A 16,877-nucleotide genomic window follows, 5' to 3' on the forward strand; every position below is an offset into this window, starting at 1 on the left:
TGTCTGTGGCCAGTAACGTACCAACCAGAAGCGCAAGTGTGCAAAAACCATTCGTATTATTGTTTATTGTATGCAATATATCAAAAGTTATACACGATATAAAGCCAAACGGTGTGATTTATTTATCTGCACGAGGTGGCGGCTTATGCCGCCAATTTGGCCAGTACCACTTCAAAAGAATGGCCATCTGTTTGCCAGGCATGGGGGGTACTGGCATCGAAGGTGATAAAATCACCGGCGTAGCAATCAATCCCATCGGTAATATCATCAGGTTCACTACCGGCGATTAAGGTAGCGCAACCCTTTATCACATACGCCAGCCAAGCCTCATCTGACGTGTGCATAGCAAAGTAGTCCGCCTCGGGCTCGGCTCGTAGCACCAGTAGGCTGACACCACTATCGTTCATTGTTTGCAACGTCCAACCGACAACACCAATCTCTACGGTTTCGGGCTCACCCGAGCGAGTGAGGATACTGCAGTTTTGCACCTTAGACATTATTACGTGAAAAGACATCGGACACCTTTAGTTTTTATGAATGGGCGGCCTGCCACATAGGTGACAGGCCGATGGATTTATTCCATTTCCCACATTTCAGGCCAATAGCGATACACACTGTGGCCACATTTTTCTAACCGCTCGGTAGCTTCCGCCAAAAATTTAAGGCTTTGCGCCTTGGCCGCCGCCTGATCACCCACCAGCAAGGTGTAGTGGTTATCGGCGAGGGTTTCACCCGATGCATCACTAATAGATATCTCTACCTCAAAGGTGCCTTCGGCATAAGCAGGCAACTGCCAGGCGATATCCACATAGTGAGCGGCACTATCGGTGGCAACATTCACCGCCTGGCTACCAGCAACACCGGTTTCCTTACCCTGATAGAGCACCCGCCAGTTGAGTGTTACCTCGTCAAAGCTGTGCTGGTAATCGTTCACTACCCACAAGCCCGCATTAAACTCGCTACCTGCATTCCAGCGGCGCTTATCAAACTGCAAGCTAGGCAACAGCGGCTGATAAGTGCGTTTTAGCCATTCGAATGAACGCTTCTTCTCACCGTAGTAATCAATAATGCCCCACTTAATATCGGGCACATGAGTCATAAAGTGGCACAGGGCGACACCGCTCATTTTGGGTTTACGACGGCGGTAGGTTTCCAGCGCGAACTGAATGACCGTGCCCTGAGCAATTTGTGTCGCCTCGACAAATTCTTCCAGCGAATCCATTTTGTAGTCGTCAAAAACTTCAAAATTGAGGTTTTTGAGAATATCGATGTCCGCCCAGTGGTATGCCCAGCTGGGACCCATGGGCCATAGTTCATCGGAGGGGATAAACTTTTTCAGACTTTCAATATTAGGCGCCGAGGCCGCCGTTAGCTCCGGTATAATGGCGCAGTCAAGCGAAGGATAGTACTCCTCCATAAACTCGGCGCCGCCTTGGTAGTAATGTTCGTTCGCGTGTATGCTCTCGTGGGGTTTAAAGCCCATGTTCTGGGCAGAGGGGGAGCTTAACGGCGAGGCCAAACCATAGGGGATGTTGGTATGCTCAGCCACCGCGTCGCCAATGACCTCCATCAATTGCTTATTGCCACTCTCCTCGTGTGCACCGGAGAAGAACACTTCTTCGCCCCCCATCCAAAAGATATTGGAGGCGTGGTTGCGGCGTTGTTTAACCGTTTCAATACACTCGTGCAACACACCATCGACAAATTCTTTATCGCTTGGGTAAGCTTGTGTGGCCAGAGTAAAGTTCGTCCATACGGTAATACCCAGTTCATCGCACAGGCGATAAAAATCGGGAATTTCCGGTGGATGCCAGCCAAAAATACGCAAATTATTAATGTTGGCCTCGCGCACCATAGCTACGCGATCTTCGTACTTTTTAAGCGTGTTGCGACCATACAAAAACGACGGCTGACCGCCCCAGCAGGCCGAACGCAAAAAGTGCCGTTTGCCATTAATAAAAAAGGTCCAGGGGTACTCGTTGTCATCACGGGTGTAGCCTGGGTTAAAGTCCATGGTGACTTCCCGCAAACCGATTACCTCAGAGGTGGCATCCAGCTCTTGATCGTTTTGCTGCAACGCTACATCCAGCTGATACAAATTCTGTTCGCCCATATCCCAGGGCCACCAGAGCTTAGCGTCATCCACTTTAAGAGTTGTGCTTACACTGTTTTCGCCGGGGGATACGGTAACGCTTTGGCTAAAGTTCTGCGCCGCGCCGTCGCAGTTTTTACCCGCTAAAGTGCCCACAAGCTCAACGGTTTGGTCGGCATCAGTGTGGTTAATAATCTGCGCGCTCAGCTCTACTTGCGCTTGGTTGTCACCCTGAACAGTGACATCGGTACGCAGGTTATCGATACGCACTTGCTCGGTGGCCTCGATCCGTACCGGTCGCCAAATACCAAACGGCACCAGACCCGAGAAATAATCGCCCGAAAAGTTAACTTTTTTGCCGCCGCAGTTGCGGTAGTTTTTCGGCGGCGGATCCAGTTTAATCATCAGCATGTTGGAGCCGTCGCGCCAGTCGGCAAAACTAACGGCGTCGGTAATATCAAACTCAAACTCCGAGAACATGCCTTCGTGACGGCCTAAAAAGTGGCCGTTTAACCACACGCTGCAACTGTAATCCACACCTTCAAAAATCAGGCGAATTTTTTTGCCTTGCATGTCGTCAGGTACGGCAAAGCGACGGCTGTACCACCACTCATACTCGGCGACCCATTTGGCGCGGTGCATGTTGCGGCCAAAGTAAGGGTCGGCAATTTCGTTGGCGCGGTGCAAATCGGTATAGACATCGCCCGGCACATTGGCAAAGTTCCAGCTAAAGTGAGTACCCTGGTACTCAGCAGGCAATAAGTGCAGCCCTTCTATTTCGCCCTGGCCCGGGCGCATGCGCTCCATCTGCCAGCGAAAGCCGCTTAAATCCAGGTTAATGCGTGACATAATGACCTCAGTTAATCGTAGTTAAAATAAACGGCGCGTTTTTGCAGGTAGTTTTCGATACCGTAAACGCCGTCTTCACCGCCGGTGCCGCTGCGCTTATGGCCCGAATGGTAACCCTGGATGTAACCGACAATTTGACGATTCACAAACACGGTGCCTACTTCCATATGGTTAATAGCGTGCATAACGGTGGGGATGTCTTTACTGAAAATGTACGCCGAGAGCCCTTCTTCTCGGGAGTTACTGATCTGCAATGCCTCTTGGTAATCTTTGACGGAGATAATCGGCAGTACCGGGCCAAAAATTTCTTCAGCCGCCAATGGCATATCGGGGCTGACATTGCTCAGCACCGTAGGCTCAAACCAAAACCCTTTCTCAAAGGCCTTGCCCGCGGGGCGCTTTCCGCCGATTTCTACTTTCGCACCCATGGCGACACTGTCATTAACCATTGCTTCAACACGGTTAATACTCTCGCCTGTCACACTGGGGCCCATATTGACGTCTGTGGCCGGATCGCCGTAAGTGAGCTCTTTAACACGCTCGACCACGCGGCGGGTAAATTCTTCGGCAATACTCTCTTGCACCAGCACCAGTTCGGCACAGATACACACCTGTCCACAATTGGCGTAGCGCGAGATAACAGCGGCCTCGACGGCGCGATCTAAATCGGCATCTTCCAGAACTATAAAGGTGGCTTTGCCGCCCAGCTCCAACACTAAGCCAGATACATTATCGGCCGAAGATTTATAAATCGCCTGCCCGGCACGGGTACTGCCGGTGAGCGACACCAAACGGGTTATTGGGTTGGACACCAGATACGAGCTAACACCGATACCGGCCCCACTCACCAGGTTAATGACCCCGGGCGGAAATCCTACTTCATCCACCACTTTGCAAAACTCCGAGGCGGTAACCGGGGTGGCCTCATGGGCTTTAAGGACCATGGTATTGCCGGTTACCAGCGCCGGGCCGACTTTGCGCCCAATTAGTGCCAGGGGAAAGTTATAAGCGCACAGCCCGAGGGTGACGCCGTAGGGAACCTTTTGAATCCACAATTGTTCGTTCGGGTTGTCTGACGGAAATATATTGCCTTCGATACGTCGCGCTGCCTCGGCGGCATAGGTAATATAGTTGAGGGTATCGTCAAACTCGCCGTAGGCCTCGGGCAAGGTTTTGCCCTGCTCGATCACCAAAAGCTTGGCAAAATGATCGCGTTTTTCTTTAAGCGCATCCACCAACTTAAACAAATATTGCGCCCGTTGAATAGGCGGCAAGGCTTGCCAGGCGGGCTGCGCTTCGCGCGCACTTTGCAGGGCTTTTTCGGCATCGGCATCGGTGCAGTCGGGTACGGTGGCCCACGGCTGCTCGTTAGCGGGGTTGACTACCTCAAACTTTGCACCATTGCTGGCGTCTGTCCATTGGCCGTGAATATAACAGGGGTAATGTGTCAGCGTTGTTGCCATTATTATGTCCTCACATCGGTTAGGCGCCAATTAGCGGCCGGTGAATATTGCGTCGCGTTTCTCAATAAAAGCATTAAACCCTTCGGCGGCATCCTCGGTGTCGTACAAGGTATCGCACAGCTTTTTCTCGAGGGCCAGACCGTCTTCTAAGCTCATTTGCACGCCGCCGCGCACCGCGTGTTTGGTGGCCGCCAGCGCCAGCGCCGGGCCTTTGGCCACGCGCTGTGCGTACTCACGCGCTTGCGGTAGTAGCTCGTCGGCATCCATTAAGCGGCTCACCAAGCCAAACTCGAACGCTTCTTGAGTTGAGAAGCTATCGCCGGTGGCCAACAACTCTAATGCTTTGCTCATACCCACTAAGCGCGCCAAGCGCTGGCTGCCGCCATTGCCGGGAATAAGCCCCAGTTTGATTTCGGGCAGCCCCCACAGATAACCACCGTGAGCTGCAAAGCGTAAGTCGCAGGCCATTGCCAGCTCCAGCCCACCACCCAATACGTGACCACCAATACAGGCGATAAACAATTTATCGCTGGCCTCCATTTGCGCGGTGTTGGCGCGCGCCCGGGCCACTAACTGATGGTTTTGCTCGGTGGTGTTTTTCGCAAATGCTTTAATGTCGGCGCCGGCGCAAAAAAACTTATCGCTGGCACTGGTTAGCAGCACCACGCTCGCCTCTTGCTCAGCGTCAATCGCGTCCAGCTTTTGCGCCAAGGTTTGCATAAACTCCAACGTGTAAGCATTGGCCGGAGGGCGGTTAAAGGTTAGCTCTAACACACGGCCATTTTTATTAAGCTCAATCATGGTCTATCCGTTATGGTTTGGCGCCGGTAAATTCAGCCCGCAGGGCGCTATTGTGTTGCCCAAGTGTCGGGCCGCCCTCCGACTGGGTCAGTAACTGATCGTCAAGGCGAATAGGACAGCGAGTGGTTAAGTAGCGCCCACCGGGAGACTCCACCTCTTGCACCATGTCCAGCACAGTAAAACCTTCGTGGGCCACGAGCTGCTGCCAGTTAAACACCTCGGCGCACCAAATATCGGCGGGCTCTAAGATACTCAACCAGTGGGCGGTACTCTGGTTTTGTAAGTGCTCGGCTAGAATCGTCTTAATGGCGTCGCGTTCGGCATACCAGCGCCCGGCATCGGTAAACGCCAGCAGCGGTTGGCAATTTAATAACTCGCCTAGAAACGGTATCGAGCCCATGGCCAGCGCCAGGTAGCCGTCTTGGGTTTTATACAACCCATAGGGTGCACCGACTAACGCGTGAGCGGCATTCTCGCGGCCGCGATCGACCGGCTCACCATCGTGGTAATAAAGCGTAAGCGGTTCAAACTGAAAATCCAGTGCCGCCTCTAACATACTCACTTGCACCAGAGCGCCTTCGCCGGCGTAGAGCGCAGCTAATACGCCTTGAACCAATTGAGCACCGGCGAGGTTATCGACAATAGCGAGCCCCATGGGCACCGGGCCTGAGTTTTCATCGCCGCTTAACCCGGCCAACCCCGACAGTGCTTGCAGCAGTAAGTCCTGTCCTGGGCGATCGCGCCAAGGGCCGTCATGACCATAGCCGGTAATCTCGCCGTAAATTGCATTCGGGTTGATGGCTTTGATATCGGCCACACCCAGACCCAGGCGCTCCATTACACCTGGGCGAAAATTGTGTAACACGATATCGGCGTGGGGCAGTATGGCTTTTACCTGGGCAAAATCGCCCGAGTCTTTTAGGTCAAGCGCCAGGCTTTCTTTGGCGCGGTTAATACCTTGGTAAAAACCCGACTGGCCTGCAATATTTAAGTGCGAAGCGTAAATATTACGGCAAAGGTCGCCCTTTACTTTGTGCTCAACTTTTATCACCCGTGCGCCCAAATCGCTCAAGCGCAAGCTGGCCGAGGGGCCCGACAAAAACTGGGTAAAATCCAGTACGGTAATATCCTGCAGGGGTTTAATCACAATGCAAACTCCTGTTGTATCCGCTCATTATCGGCGCCCACTTTGGGCGCGGCTTTATCACTGTAAATGCGCTCGCCGTTGTAGCGAATGGGGCAACGCGTTGTTGTTAAGCTGGCACCATTGCGCTCTAAGGTCTGCTCCATGCCCAATAATTGATAAGCCTCGTGTTGCGTTAGCGCTTCATAATCAAGGACTTCGGAACACCAATAGCTACCCTGCTCTAACATTTGCAACCATTCACCGCTGGTGCGGTTCTTTAAGTGCTTCTGTAGTGCGGATTTTATGTTATCGCGCTCAAAAAATTGCGCGTCAACGCCGTAAAATTCCTCTAGCCCTTGCAGGTCAATAGCCTTGCATAGTGTTTCAAGACTCCCCATAGATATCGCAATGTGGCCATTAGCCGTAGCGTAGATACCATAGGGTGCACCTACATAAGGGTGAGCGTTTGCAATTTGGCTGCGCTCGGGTAATTCATTATCGGAGTTTAAATAAGCGGTTAAACCTTCAAACTGAAAATCCAAAATAGATTCCAGTAAACTGACATTGACTTTGGCCCCTACCCCAAAGCGCTTTTTGCGCACCAGCGCCGCCAGTAAGCCCTGGGCCAAATGAGTCCCACAGAGCATGTCGGCCACGGCGATACCAAATGGCGTGGGCGGCTGATCACCATTACCGGTAACCCAAGTTAGGCCCGACACGGATTGCGCCAGTAAATCCTGGCCGGGTTTGTCTTTCCAGGGGCCGGTATCACCATAGCCACTCACCTCGCCATAAATCAGCGCAGGGTTTACGGCTTTTACCGATTCATAGTCCAGCCCTAAACGCTGCATAATACCGGGGCGAAAGTTATGGGTAATCACGTCCGCCTGAGCGATCAGCTTTTTTACCGTGGCGACATCGGCTGGGTCTTTAAGATTGGCCGCAAAGCTCTCTTTATTGCGATTAATGGTATGAAACAACACACTGTCGCCATCGGCCCACAAATTTTTAGTGGCCAGCTGACGGCAAGCATCGCCCTTACCGGGGCGCTCGATTTTAATAACTCGCGCCCCAAGATCAGCCAAGCGCAGGCCCGCATAGGGGCCTGCCAAGTACTGGCTGAATTCAAGCACGGTTAAACCGGCTAAAGGTAAACTCATGGATTCTGGCTCTTTGACTGGACGTAAAGATCATTCAACTTCGTTAACAACTGCCTCTCGTCTCCACCGTTCATCAGGTACTCGCGAATCGGAGCGCCCGAGTTGTCCTGGAAGAACATATGACCGTGATAGCGCGGACGCAAGAAGGCGCGATCCAACGCCGGCAAGGTGTCTTTAAAATAATTGTCGGTGGTGCTATTGGGGTAGTCCGCAAGCCAGGCTTTGCGGTGACCGGGCTGACCGCCAAACTCCACAAACTGACCCGACTGCATGGTTTCATTGGCAACAAATTGAGCGTAGCGCGCAGCGATTTCTTTATTGGGCGAGCTGCCCGAAATAGCCAACCCTGTTCCCCCTAAAGTGGTGCGGCAGCGATCAGTACCGGGCAAGGTCACCATATCGCCAAACTTAAGCAAGCCTTTGGCATAGCCGGGCTTGGCATAATTAGAGTAGCCATAGGCGAAGGGACAGTAAGCGAAATTATCCGTACAAGTCATCGCCTCGTAGGTTTGAATGGGGTTCCAATCAAAGCAATTCCGGGGCAGTAATACCGATAGTTCGCGCAGCATTTGCAGCGCTTTCACACCCATTTCTTCGCTGACCACCTCATCTTCACGCACGCAAGGGTCTTCGCCCATCGTCGAGCACAGCATGTAAAAGTTCATTAAGGTGTCTTGCGGAATTGACGGCACTAAGACTTTACCGCGCTTGGCCAGCGCCAATAGCTCATCCCAAGTGTCCGGTACTTTTTCCCCTAACTCGGCGAGCAGATCCATACGGGCCGAGGCAACAGGTGTGGCGGCATCGATGGCCAGTGCCCACTGCTTACCGTCAAAGCTGTAGCTCTCATGAGAATGCCCCACACTGTTGGCCTTTTGATCGGCCATAAAATCAGCTGGCAGCCAATCATCCAGGGCCACAGTCACCCCGGTACGCGCGGCAAAGCCTGACCAGGGGTGATCAATCACCAATAAGTCGTAACGTTTAGCCAGCTGATCGATAGGTTCGTCGGCAAACGCCTGCAAAGAACGTTTATCCCAGCTGATCCGCACGCCCGGATTTAGCTCTTCAAAGCGCTGGGCGGTGGCCGTCATAGGCACAAAGCCACGCGTGTGATTCCAAGTAATACCTTTCAATTCCGTGATTGATGAACTCATAAAGACCCCAGAGGAACGTTTATATATAAATCTATAGTTCCACTATAAATCAACATTCTATTGTCGACAATAGACTTTATGCATTATATTGGCACATCATTACGATTAGATCTGCAAATATGCACGATAGAAATGGCCGACCAGACCTACAAAGTGCCAAGAGACTTCAATGGAGAACTATGAATACCGCTCAAATAGATAAGACTAAGAAGTATTCGGCACCCGCGTTAGATAAAGGTTTGGACATTATCGAGTATTTATCCTCGGAGTCTGCCGCCCGCTCTCAGGCTGAGATCGCAGCGGGGCTCGATCGCAGCCCCAACGAGATATACCGAATTTTGGTTAATTTACAGGCAAGAGGCTACCTAAACCGCGATGAGAACTCGGGCAAGTATCGCTTATCGCTTAAACTTTATTCCTTATCGCACACACACTCACCTATAGAGCAGCTAGTCAATGCAGCACGGCTTCCACTGCAAGAACTAGCCGAAAAAATCGGTCAGGCATGTCACCTAAGCGTCCCTTACAACGGGCAACTTATGGTCGTCTGTCAAGTCAAAAGCCCCGACCCAGTATCATTGTCTATCTCTGAAGGGACATTATTTCCGCTGTTTACTACCACATCAGGACGGGTTCTTTTAGCTAACTTCGAACATGAAGAACAAGAGCGACTTCTACGATCCGACAGCCGCTTCAACGGTTTAAGCCCCACTGAGCAGGAACAAGCTCAGCAACAGCTTGTTCAAATACGCGAAGAAGGTCATCACTGCGCCGCCAGTGAAATCACCAGCGGCGTTACCGATTGTGCAGCCTTTGTCGGCACGGCAGCCTCAGGGTTAATGGCCGCTGTCGCCGTGTCATCACTGACCACCACCCTGGGGCAACGCCACGATCAGAAAACCATTACCCAAGCGCTGATTAACACAGCTGAGCACATCAACCAGCGCATGGGCTTATAACGATGAACAAGTTCCGCTACCTAGCGGCACTTACGGGAGCTATCGTCATGTCTGCCAGCACGGCCTTTGGCCAAACCTTTGACAGCGACCTCAAGCTCATGGGCAAGCATTTCTCACCGTTGGTGTTAAAGCGCCAAGAGCAACGAATTGCGGTTATGGGAGAATTACAGGGTCGCGTTATGGTCACCAGCCTCTCGGGTGAGACGGGCCAAAGCATAGGCTGGATTAATCGCGATTATTTACGTGAAGGCAATCTAACACCCAATCGCCCTATGGGCGGCGCCGACCGTTTGAGCTTTGGGCCCGAAACCGGTAAATACTCACTGTTGTTTAAGCCAGGTGTTGAGCAAATCAGCGATAACATCAGCTATCCGCCGGCGATGACAATACAACCCTACCCATTGGTATCTCACAGCGATACCCAAGCGGTCTTTAAGCGCTCCTTTAGTTTAACCAACTACAGCAACACCAGGTTTGATATAGAGGTAACCCGCACAATCGAGTTGCCTGACAAGCAACACATCAACGATTTGTTTCAGGTCGAGCTACCCAACAAAGTGCAATGGGTGAGCTTTAACGTTCGCTCGGAGCTTACCAATAGCGCTGATACTGCCTGGCAAAAAGCCACGGGACTGCTTAGCTTATGGCATTTAACGGCACTGGAGCCCGGCGACAACAACACCGTGGTTATGCCCCTAAAAGGCCGGCTGGATGAAATGGTGGAGTACTTCTCACCCAACCTGCCCAGCCACAGTAAAATTATCGGCCAGCACGGGTTTTATAACGCCGACGGCAAATATATGAACAAAATTGGCATCCCGCCGCAAAACACCCGGCCAGTTATGGGCGCCTGGGATGCAGACCGGGAGCTGCTCACCTTAGTGCACTTTAGCTTTACCCCCAAGCAAGGTGTGTACGTTAACTCGGTATGGACGCCCGAGCCCGATCCATATGGAGGGGATGTTATCAATGTATTCAACGATGGCGTAGTGGACGGCTTTGGGCCCTTTGGCCCTTTTTATGAGCTGGAATCGTCATCCCACACTCGTGAGCTCGCCCCCGGCGAATCGCTGCACCACACGCAAACCACGGTACACTTGCAAGGCCCGCGGAAATCACTGGATACCATTGCCCGACAAGTACTTGGTGTTAGCCTGGACAACATCGAGCAAGTGTTTAATAAAACAGGAGCCACGCCATGAGCCATGTCATTATTACAGGCGCCAGCCGCGGCATTGGGCTCGGTTTAACGCGTCAATATTTGCACACGAACCATAACGTCATTGCCAGCCACCGACCGGGCTCGATAAGTGACGAGCTTGCCTGTTTAAATAACGAGTACTCAACACTAACGCTGGTACCGCTCGACCTTGCCTGCGATCACTCTATTAGCGAGTTTGCGGATACGCTTAATGGCAAAACCATTAGTCTTCTGATTAACAATGCTGGCACCACCAACCATGTGGAGTACGGAGGCTGGAGCCGGCGGGACTTTCTCAATAGCTACACCATCAATGCTGCTGGGCCTGCCTTGCTGATTCAGGCACTCAACGATCAACTCGCCACCGGCGCTAAAATAATACAACTAAGCTCGGGGCTGGCCTCGTTAGCAGAAAACATTAATCCCACCGGCCCGTTTGAAGAGTACGCCATGAGCAAAGCGGCGCTGAACATGCTCACCCGACGCTTGGCAGTAAAACTTTCTGAACGTGAGATTATAGTAGCCGCCATAAGCCCCGGTTGGGTACAGACCGACATGGGAGGAAATGAAGCTCCCACCAGTGTAGCTGAAGGGGCACAAGCAATTGCAAGCGGGATTGCTTTGCTAAAAGAAAAACACAACGGTGGCTTTTTCGATACTCAGTTAAATCCAATTTTATGGTAATAGAGTTACTCGCACCAACCCATGAGCGTCAACAGTTAATAATAATTACCCTTTAAGCCAAGCAAACCATCATGGTCATATTTCTAGCACTATAGGATAGCAGGGCGCTATTTATCAGAACGCATAAATACTATTGTCTCTCTAATAATAATGACAAAACTTCAAAATAAATGATTAACGTCAATAGCAGGTAAATCAATGAATATACATAACTCTTTGCAAATGATATTGGGCGGCATTGCCGGGCTGGCCCTGGCTACTTTTGTCTCAGCTGACACCAGCAAGAATAATCAAACCGTAGCCGATAGCGTTATGCTCTTCGATTTCGAAGGAGAGATAACTTCTAATACTTTGGAAACAAATGATGCCAAGGTTAATTTGATTGATCACAATGGGTCAAAAGTGCTGCAACTGAAAACTGGTATTCAAGCGGGTGCGCCAGGTGTCACAATCAAAAAAACCAGCGGCAGCTGGGATTTAAACCCTTATTATCATGTAAAAATGGATATCACTAACGCCGGAGAAGATCCGGCTCGAATAATCTTTAAAGTTGGCGATCCCGAAGACGGGATGCAAGCGTGGCAGATGGAAATTCGTTTTGACCTGGCACCAGGAGAAACTAAAACGGTTTCGGACGATATCGTCACAACACCATGGCGCTTCACTGAAGCGTTAGATTTATTAGCCATGCGTGCCGCGCCAGGAGAAGCCAAATCCGATCTAAGCGCAATAGATCAAGTTAAGGTTACTATTAATTATCCTGCTAACGAACACACTCTACTGATTGACAATATTCGGGCCACCAACCCTGTTCGCTGGGTTACCCCTGAAGGTTTCTTACCCTTTATAGACAGGTTTGGTCAATACAAGCATGCTCACTGGCCAGGAAAAACACTTTCAGTAGATGACCTTCGCCAACAAGCTCAGGACGAGCAACGAGAGCTTTCCGCACACCCCGGACCTAAGTATTTTAATAAGTATGGCGGATGGGAGACTGGCCCCCAACTGGAAGCAAGCGGCTATTTCAGAGTTCAGAAATACAAGGGAGCCTGGTGGTTTGTTGATCCGTCAGGAAAGCTGTTCTGGTCTCATGGTGTAGGGGTTGTCAATGCGGGCACTGCCATCACCGGCATTACTGACCGAGAATCGTATTTTGAGTGGCTACCAGAAAAAGATTCCCCATATGGAGCTTTTTACGGCACGGCTGGGAGAGCTTCGCACGGGTACTACAGCACCATTGCCGAGCGAGAAACCTATAACTTCACCGCCTCCAATCTTTATCAAAAATACGGAGACAACTGGAGAGATGAATTTGACCGAGTCACTCACGCAAGGCTTAGAAGCTGGGGTATGAACACCCTTGGCGTTGCCTCTGATAAACAACTGACCACAGATGGAGTTACCCCTTATACCGAAACCGTATGGGTAACAGGGACCAAAAAAATTGAAGCATCAAAGGGCTACTGGGGAAAATTCCACGATGTTTTTGATCCAAGTTTCAAAAAGCAACTTAAGCTCGCACTCTCTAATCGTGAACACACTGTTGACGACCCATGGCTATTAGGGTTCTTTATCGAGAATGAGTTATCGTGGGGAGCGGAAGGATCACTTGCAGTTGCGACCTTAGAAAGCCCAGCTGATCAACCTGCAAAAATAGAATTCGTTAAAGACTTAAAAAACAAGTACAGCAGTATTGATAAGCTAAATAAAGCATGGGGCACCCAGCACGCTTCGTGGGACGAATTATTAGAATCAAAAAAATCGCCCAACCAAACCAAAGCCTGGAACGATCTCAGCGCTTTTTACAGTAAAATTGTTGATACGTATTTCTCAACGGTTCGAGACGAGCTGAAAGCCGTAGCGCCGAACGCATTATATCTTGGCTGTCGTTTAGCATGGGCTAATAGCGACACAGTCATCCGTACTGCGGCTAAATATTCTGACGTTATCAGTATGAATAAATACCAGTATGACGTGAGTAATGTTGGCTTACCTGAGGGTGTAGACAAACCTATTTTAATCGGCGAGTTCCATTTTGGCGCTCTCGACAGAGGCGCCCTTCATCTTGGTGTCGTCGAAGCGCAGAGCCAATCCCATCGTGCAGAGCTGTACACACACTACCTTGATAGCGCGTTATTAAACCCGTTTATCGTCGGTACGCACTGGTTCCAATATGCGGAGCAACCACCAACGGGTCGAGGCGATGGAGAGAATTATAATGTAGGTATAGTAGATCTTGCAGACAAGCCGTTTCCAGAATTAGTTAACAGCATACAGGAAGTGGGGTATCGGTTTTATACCTTTCGAGACAAAGCAGCAGAAGCGGGTAAACTTGTGCAGCCCAAAAAATCGAATACTATCCAGCATATCCAAATAGACGAGGATGCTCACACCCGCTCCAACTAATTAATGAAAAGGTGAGGGATCCCAGCCCTCACCCCTCTATTTGCAAGAGTTTCTTACTAAGCCTCAATCAACAGTAAAACCAATTGGGGCTATCCCTTCTTTCGAGTACAAAATTCTCTATCATCAAAATAGCCAAGCCTGTACAGAATGGAATAAAATGTCATCCACAAACCAAGGGGTCCATTACCCTGCATAGAGAATTAGCAACATTGGTTTTTAAAATGAATTCTATTTAACGGAAAACTAACTTCTAGGTACATTCCTAAAGAAGGGTTATTATCTACTTCGACTGACCCATCAAAAGCAATAGCTCTTTCTTTGATTCCTTTAATACCGTAAGAACCTGATTTAACATTCCAGTCAGGCTGCAATCCAACCCCGTTATCTTTTATATTTAACCGAAGCAGGTGTTCATCTTCTGATAGTGTGATAGTGACAAATGTTGCACCTGAATGCTTAGCGACATTAGTCAATGCTTCTTGCGTAATTCTAAACAACGCAATACATGCCTCTTTCGAGAATTCATAATCATTTAAACAACTCTTAAATCCACATTCGATGTTAAGATGTGATTGAAATTCATGAGCAAGCCATTCGAGCGCAGCAATAAGACCAAAATCCTCTAATATACTGGGCCTTAAATCGGACATTATTCGACGTGAGGTTTCAGAAGCTTCTTTAACAAGGCCTTTAAGCTCTGACAATTGCATATGTAATTTTTCAGAATTCCGATCGAATTCTGTACCACCTAAAAGATGAGCTAAATGCCTGATTCCCATTGTTAATGCTGTTAACGTATGACCTAAATCATCGTGTATTTCTCGTGAAAGTTTCGCTTTTTCCTCTTCACGTACGTGCTCCATGTGACGTGCCAGATTTCGAATTTCAAATTTCGACATTTCAATTTCGTGAGTTCTTAGTATTACTTGATGCTGTAGCTTTCTATTCCAATATAAGATTAATAAAACAACCACTAAAATCATCGACAGAAAAATTGATCCATAAATTAATATTTCTCTTAGGTAAACTTTCCTCTCGGCCTCAACATTAACCCATTTATCAAAAATTAATCTTCGTTCACGCTTGCTTAAATCATCGAAAACTTTTTCGACTATAGGAATTAATGGGGCCGCACTTGTGTTAGCTGAAAATCGAATATCAAATTCGTATGGCGTTAAAGAAACTATTTTTAACGGGGTTAAATCCTGTCTTCTTTGAAAATACTCAACGGAGAAAACGTTATGCATAAATAAATCGGCTTTACCGGACTGAACAAGCTTCATTCCCCCAAGAGTCGAATCAGTAGATTTAAACGAAAGCAAGGGAAAATCCCGCTTTAAGATTTCACTCGCTCTTGAGGGGTTTTCCACCGCAAGAGATTCGTTGACAATCTCGCTTAAACCGCTAATAGATGAAGATTCCTGTCGTCCAAAAAGTACAATGGGCACTTTAATCATGGGCTTAGAATAATGAATGTCTTGTGCAGATGGCCCTAAATAGCTTGCAGTTTGAATCTCTCCAGAACGCATTTTTCTGATAAGCTCTTCATAATTTCTAACCTTAACCCGTTTAAATTCGACACCCAAATGATCAGATAATATTTGTACATATTCTGATGTTAGGCCTCGATGTTGTCCATTATCGTCCACATATTCGAAAGGAATATCATTGGCGGAAACACCATGTACGATAACAGGGTGATCAATAAGCCATTTTCTTTCTTCTTGGCTTAGCAGGTGGTCTATGATCCGTGACGGACTATTCTCCGAAGAATACGCAGGTATAGAATTAACGATAAAAAATATAAATACAGTGACGTGATAAAATATAATGTCGATATTTCTATTTTCTTTTATCGCATGAGTAAACATGGAATAATACTTTTTTATTTTCAATTTATTGATTATCCATAGGTAAATTTTTATTGGCGTATAAAATGATGTCTGCATTGGTCGAGAAATCCATTTTCTCAAGAATTCTCGCTCTGTGTGTTGTTACTGTTTTTGCACTCACATTCATCTTTTCTGCTATATCAGTAATTCTTGTTCCTGAAGCAATCTCTAGAAATACTTGATACTCCCGATTTGAAAGCTTTTCGTGTAGACTTTCTGGGTCAACATTTTCTCTCTTCAGTTGATTGGCCAACAACTTACTTACAGTATCGCTGATATACTTATGCCCCCCCAAAGCAAGCTTCACAGCTTGGACAATTTCTGATTCTTCTGCGTCTTTTGAAAGATAACCGGAAGCACCAGATTTAAGAAGGCGAACAGCATATTGTGATTCAGGGTAATTACTGAGGATGAGCACCGAAAGCTTCGGTTGCGCGTGCTTAATCTTATTCAGAACTTCCACACCGTTTGTTCCTGGCAATCTAATGTCAAGCAGTACCAAATGCCAATCGTCAGTGCGTAATAGCTCATAAGCTTGTTCGCTGTTGGAAGCCTCACCAAATGTTACCGGTCTGAATTTATCTTCCAATATTAACTTTATACCATTCCTTACGACAGCATGATCATCAATGAGTAAGATTTTTATCATTCTAGTTCCTACCTCTTTTTTCAAACCCAGAGCCAATCATACAACAGACCTAAAAATCGTGAAAAACCCAATTCGGAGTTATTATAAATATATATTTTAGGTTTTCAGTGACTCATAAATTCTTAATATTTAAGATAGCTTACAACAGGATCATAATAAAATCGGGTTTTCCCTACATCTTTCATACTTGTAGATTTCGTAAAATAACGCTCGAATTGAAGTCAGACGTCATGATATATCCACATACGATGAATAATCATAAAACACGGGAATGAACAGTCGTTTGTTTATTACCCGATAAAGAAACGTTTGGGCTAAGGCTGCCTTCAGATTTTTATAAGCACTTTAACCTGGCCTTTTGTTTAGATTCGCCATTTCTAAGTCGATACATGACGTCCTAGTTCTTGTTCGGCTAATCTAGTAGAGCTAGAACGCATT

At 48.4% G+C, this 16,877-nt stretch carries 13 protein-coding genes; 4 read left to right on the plus strand and 9 right to left on the minus strand.

Features of this window, described 5'->3' with window-relative positions; all coding sequences use genetic code 11:
- Positions 1–143: 143 nt before the first annotated feature.
- Genes D568_RS0106420 through D568_RS0106450 form a run of 7 tightly spaced genes read right to left on the minus strand, consistent with a single transcriptional unit; the run spans position 144 to position 8,648 of the window.
- On the minus strand, positions 144–515 hold the full coding sequence (locus tag D568_RS0106420; protein WP_020208763.1) for a cupin domain-containing protein: 372 nt from the start codon (positions 513–515) through the stop codon (positions 144–146).
- A gap of 59 nt (positions 516–574) precedes the next feature.
- Complete coding sequence (locus D568_RS0106425; RefSeq protein ID WP_020208764.1) at positions 575–2,941, minus strand: glycoside hydrolase family 2 protein; 2,367 nt, start codon at positions 2,939–2,941, stop codon at positions 575–577.
- Positions 2,942–2,952: 11 nt separating this feature from the next.
- The gene (locus D568_RS0106430) at positions 2,953–4,404 is read right to left on the minus strand and encodes an aldehyde dehydrogenase family protein (protein WP_020208765.1); all 1,452 of its coding nucleotides are present in this window, start codon (positions 4,402–4,404) and stop codon (positions 2,953–2,955) included.
- 30 nt (positions 4,405–4,434) lie between these two features.
- Positions 4,435–5,205 carry an enoyl-CoA hydratase/isomerase family protein gene (locus D568_RS0106435; protein ID WP_020208766.1) on the minus strand — a complete coding sequence of 257 codons (771 nt, stop codon included), beginning with the start codon at positions 5,203–5,205 and terminating at the stop codon, positions 4,435–4,437.
- A 10-nt stretch (positions 5,206–5,215) separates the two neighbouring features.
- Positions 5,216–6,352, minus strand: a complete 1,137-nt coding sequence (locus tag D568_RS0106440; RefSeq protein WP_020208767.1) for a CaiB/BaiF CoA transferase family protein — start codon at positions 6,350–6,352, stop codon at positions 5,216–5,218.
- Positions 6,349–7,491 carry a CaiB/BaiF CoA transferase family protein gene (locus D568_RS0106445; protein ID WP_020208768.1) on the minus strand — a complete coding sequence of 381 codons (1,143 nt, stop codon included), beginning with the start codon at positions 7,489–7,491 and terminating at the stop codon, positions 6,349–6,351. Before D568_RS0106445 ends, D568_RS0106440 begins: the two co-directional genes overlap by 4 nt.
- Positions 7,488–8,648: an ABC transporter substrate-binding protein gene (locus tag D568_RS0106450; RefSeq protein WP_020208769.1), complete on the minus strand. Its 1,161-nt coding sequence runs from the start codon at positions 8,646–8,648 to the stop codon at positions 7,488–7,490. Before D568_RS0106450 ends, D568_RS0106445 begins: the two co-directional genes overlap by 4 nt.
- 179 nt (positions 8,649–8,827) lie before the next feature.
- On the opposite strand from D568_RS0106450, the gene D568_RS0106455 reads away from it, so the two are divergent.
- From D568_RS0106455 to D568_RS0106470, 4 genes are all read left to right on the plus strand, one after another.
- Positions 8,828–9,607, plus strand: coding sequence for an IclR family transcriptional regulator (locus D568_RS0106455; protein ID WP_020208770.1), 780 nt, complete (start codon positions 8,828–8,830; stop codon positions 9,605–9,607).
- Between the two features lie 47 nt (positions 9,608–9,654).
- The gene (locus tag D568_RS0106460) at positions 9,655–10,809 is read left to right on the plus strand and encodes a DUF6786 family protein (RefSeq protein WP_020208771.1); all 1,155 of its coding nucleotides are present in this window, start codon (positions 9,655–9,657) and stop codon (positions 10,807–10,809) included.
- Complete coding sequence (locus D568_RS0106465; protein ID WP_020208772.1) at positions 10,806–11,492, plus strand: SDR family oxidoreductase; 687 nt, start codon at positions 10,806–10,808, stop codon at positions 11,490–11,492. The genes D568_RS0106460 and D568_RS0106465 overlap by 4 nt, the downstream gene beginning before the upstream one ends.
- 198 nt (positions 11,493–11,690) lie before the next feature.
- Positions 11,691–13,898, plus strand: coding sequence for a beta-galactosidase (locus D568_RS0106470; protein WP_020208773.1), 2,208 nt, complete (start codon positions 11,691–11,693; stop codon positions 13,896–13,898).
- A gap of 200 nt (positions 13,899–14,098) precedes the next feature.
- Here the strand turns inward: D568_RS0106470 and D568_RS21025 are convergent, their stop codons facing one another.
- Together D568_RS21025 and D568_RS0106480 are read right to left on the minus strand one after the other, a co-directional pair.
- A complete protein-coding gene (locus tag D568_RS21025; RefSeq protein ID WP_083915318.1) occupies positions 14,099–15,847 on the minus strand; it encodes a sensor histidine kinase in 1,749 nt (582 codons plus the stop codon).
- Positions 15,795–16,439, minus strand: coding sequence for a response regulator (locus tag D568_RS0106480; protein ID WP_020208775.1), 645 nt, complete (start codon positions 16,437–16,439; stop codon positions 15,795–15,797). The genes D568_RS21025 and D568_RS0106480 overlap by 53 nt, the downstream gene beginning before the upstream one ends.
- Positions 16,440–16,877: the final 438 nt, after the last annotated feature.

Origin of the sequence: Gilvimarinus chinensis DSM 19667 (genome assembly GCF_000377745.1) — a bacterium.
In the GTDB taxonomy this organism is placed as follows: domain Bacteria; phylum Pseudomonadota; class Gammaproteobacteria; order Pseudomonadales; family Cellvibrionaceae; genus Gilvimarinus; species Gilvimarinus chinensis.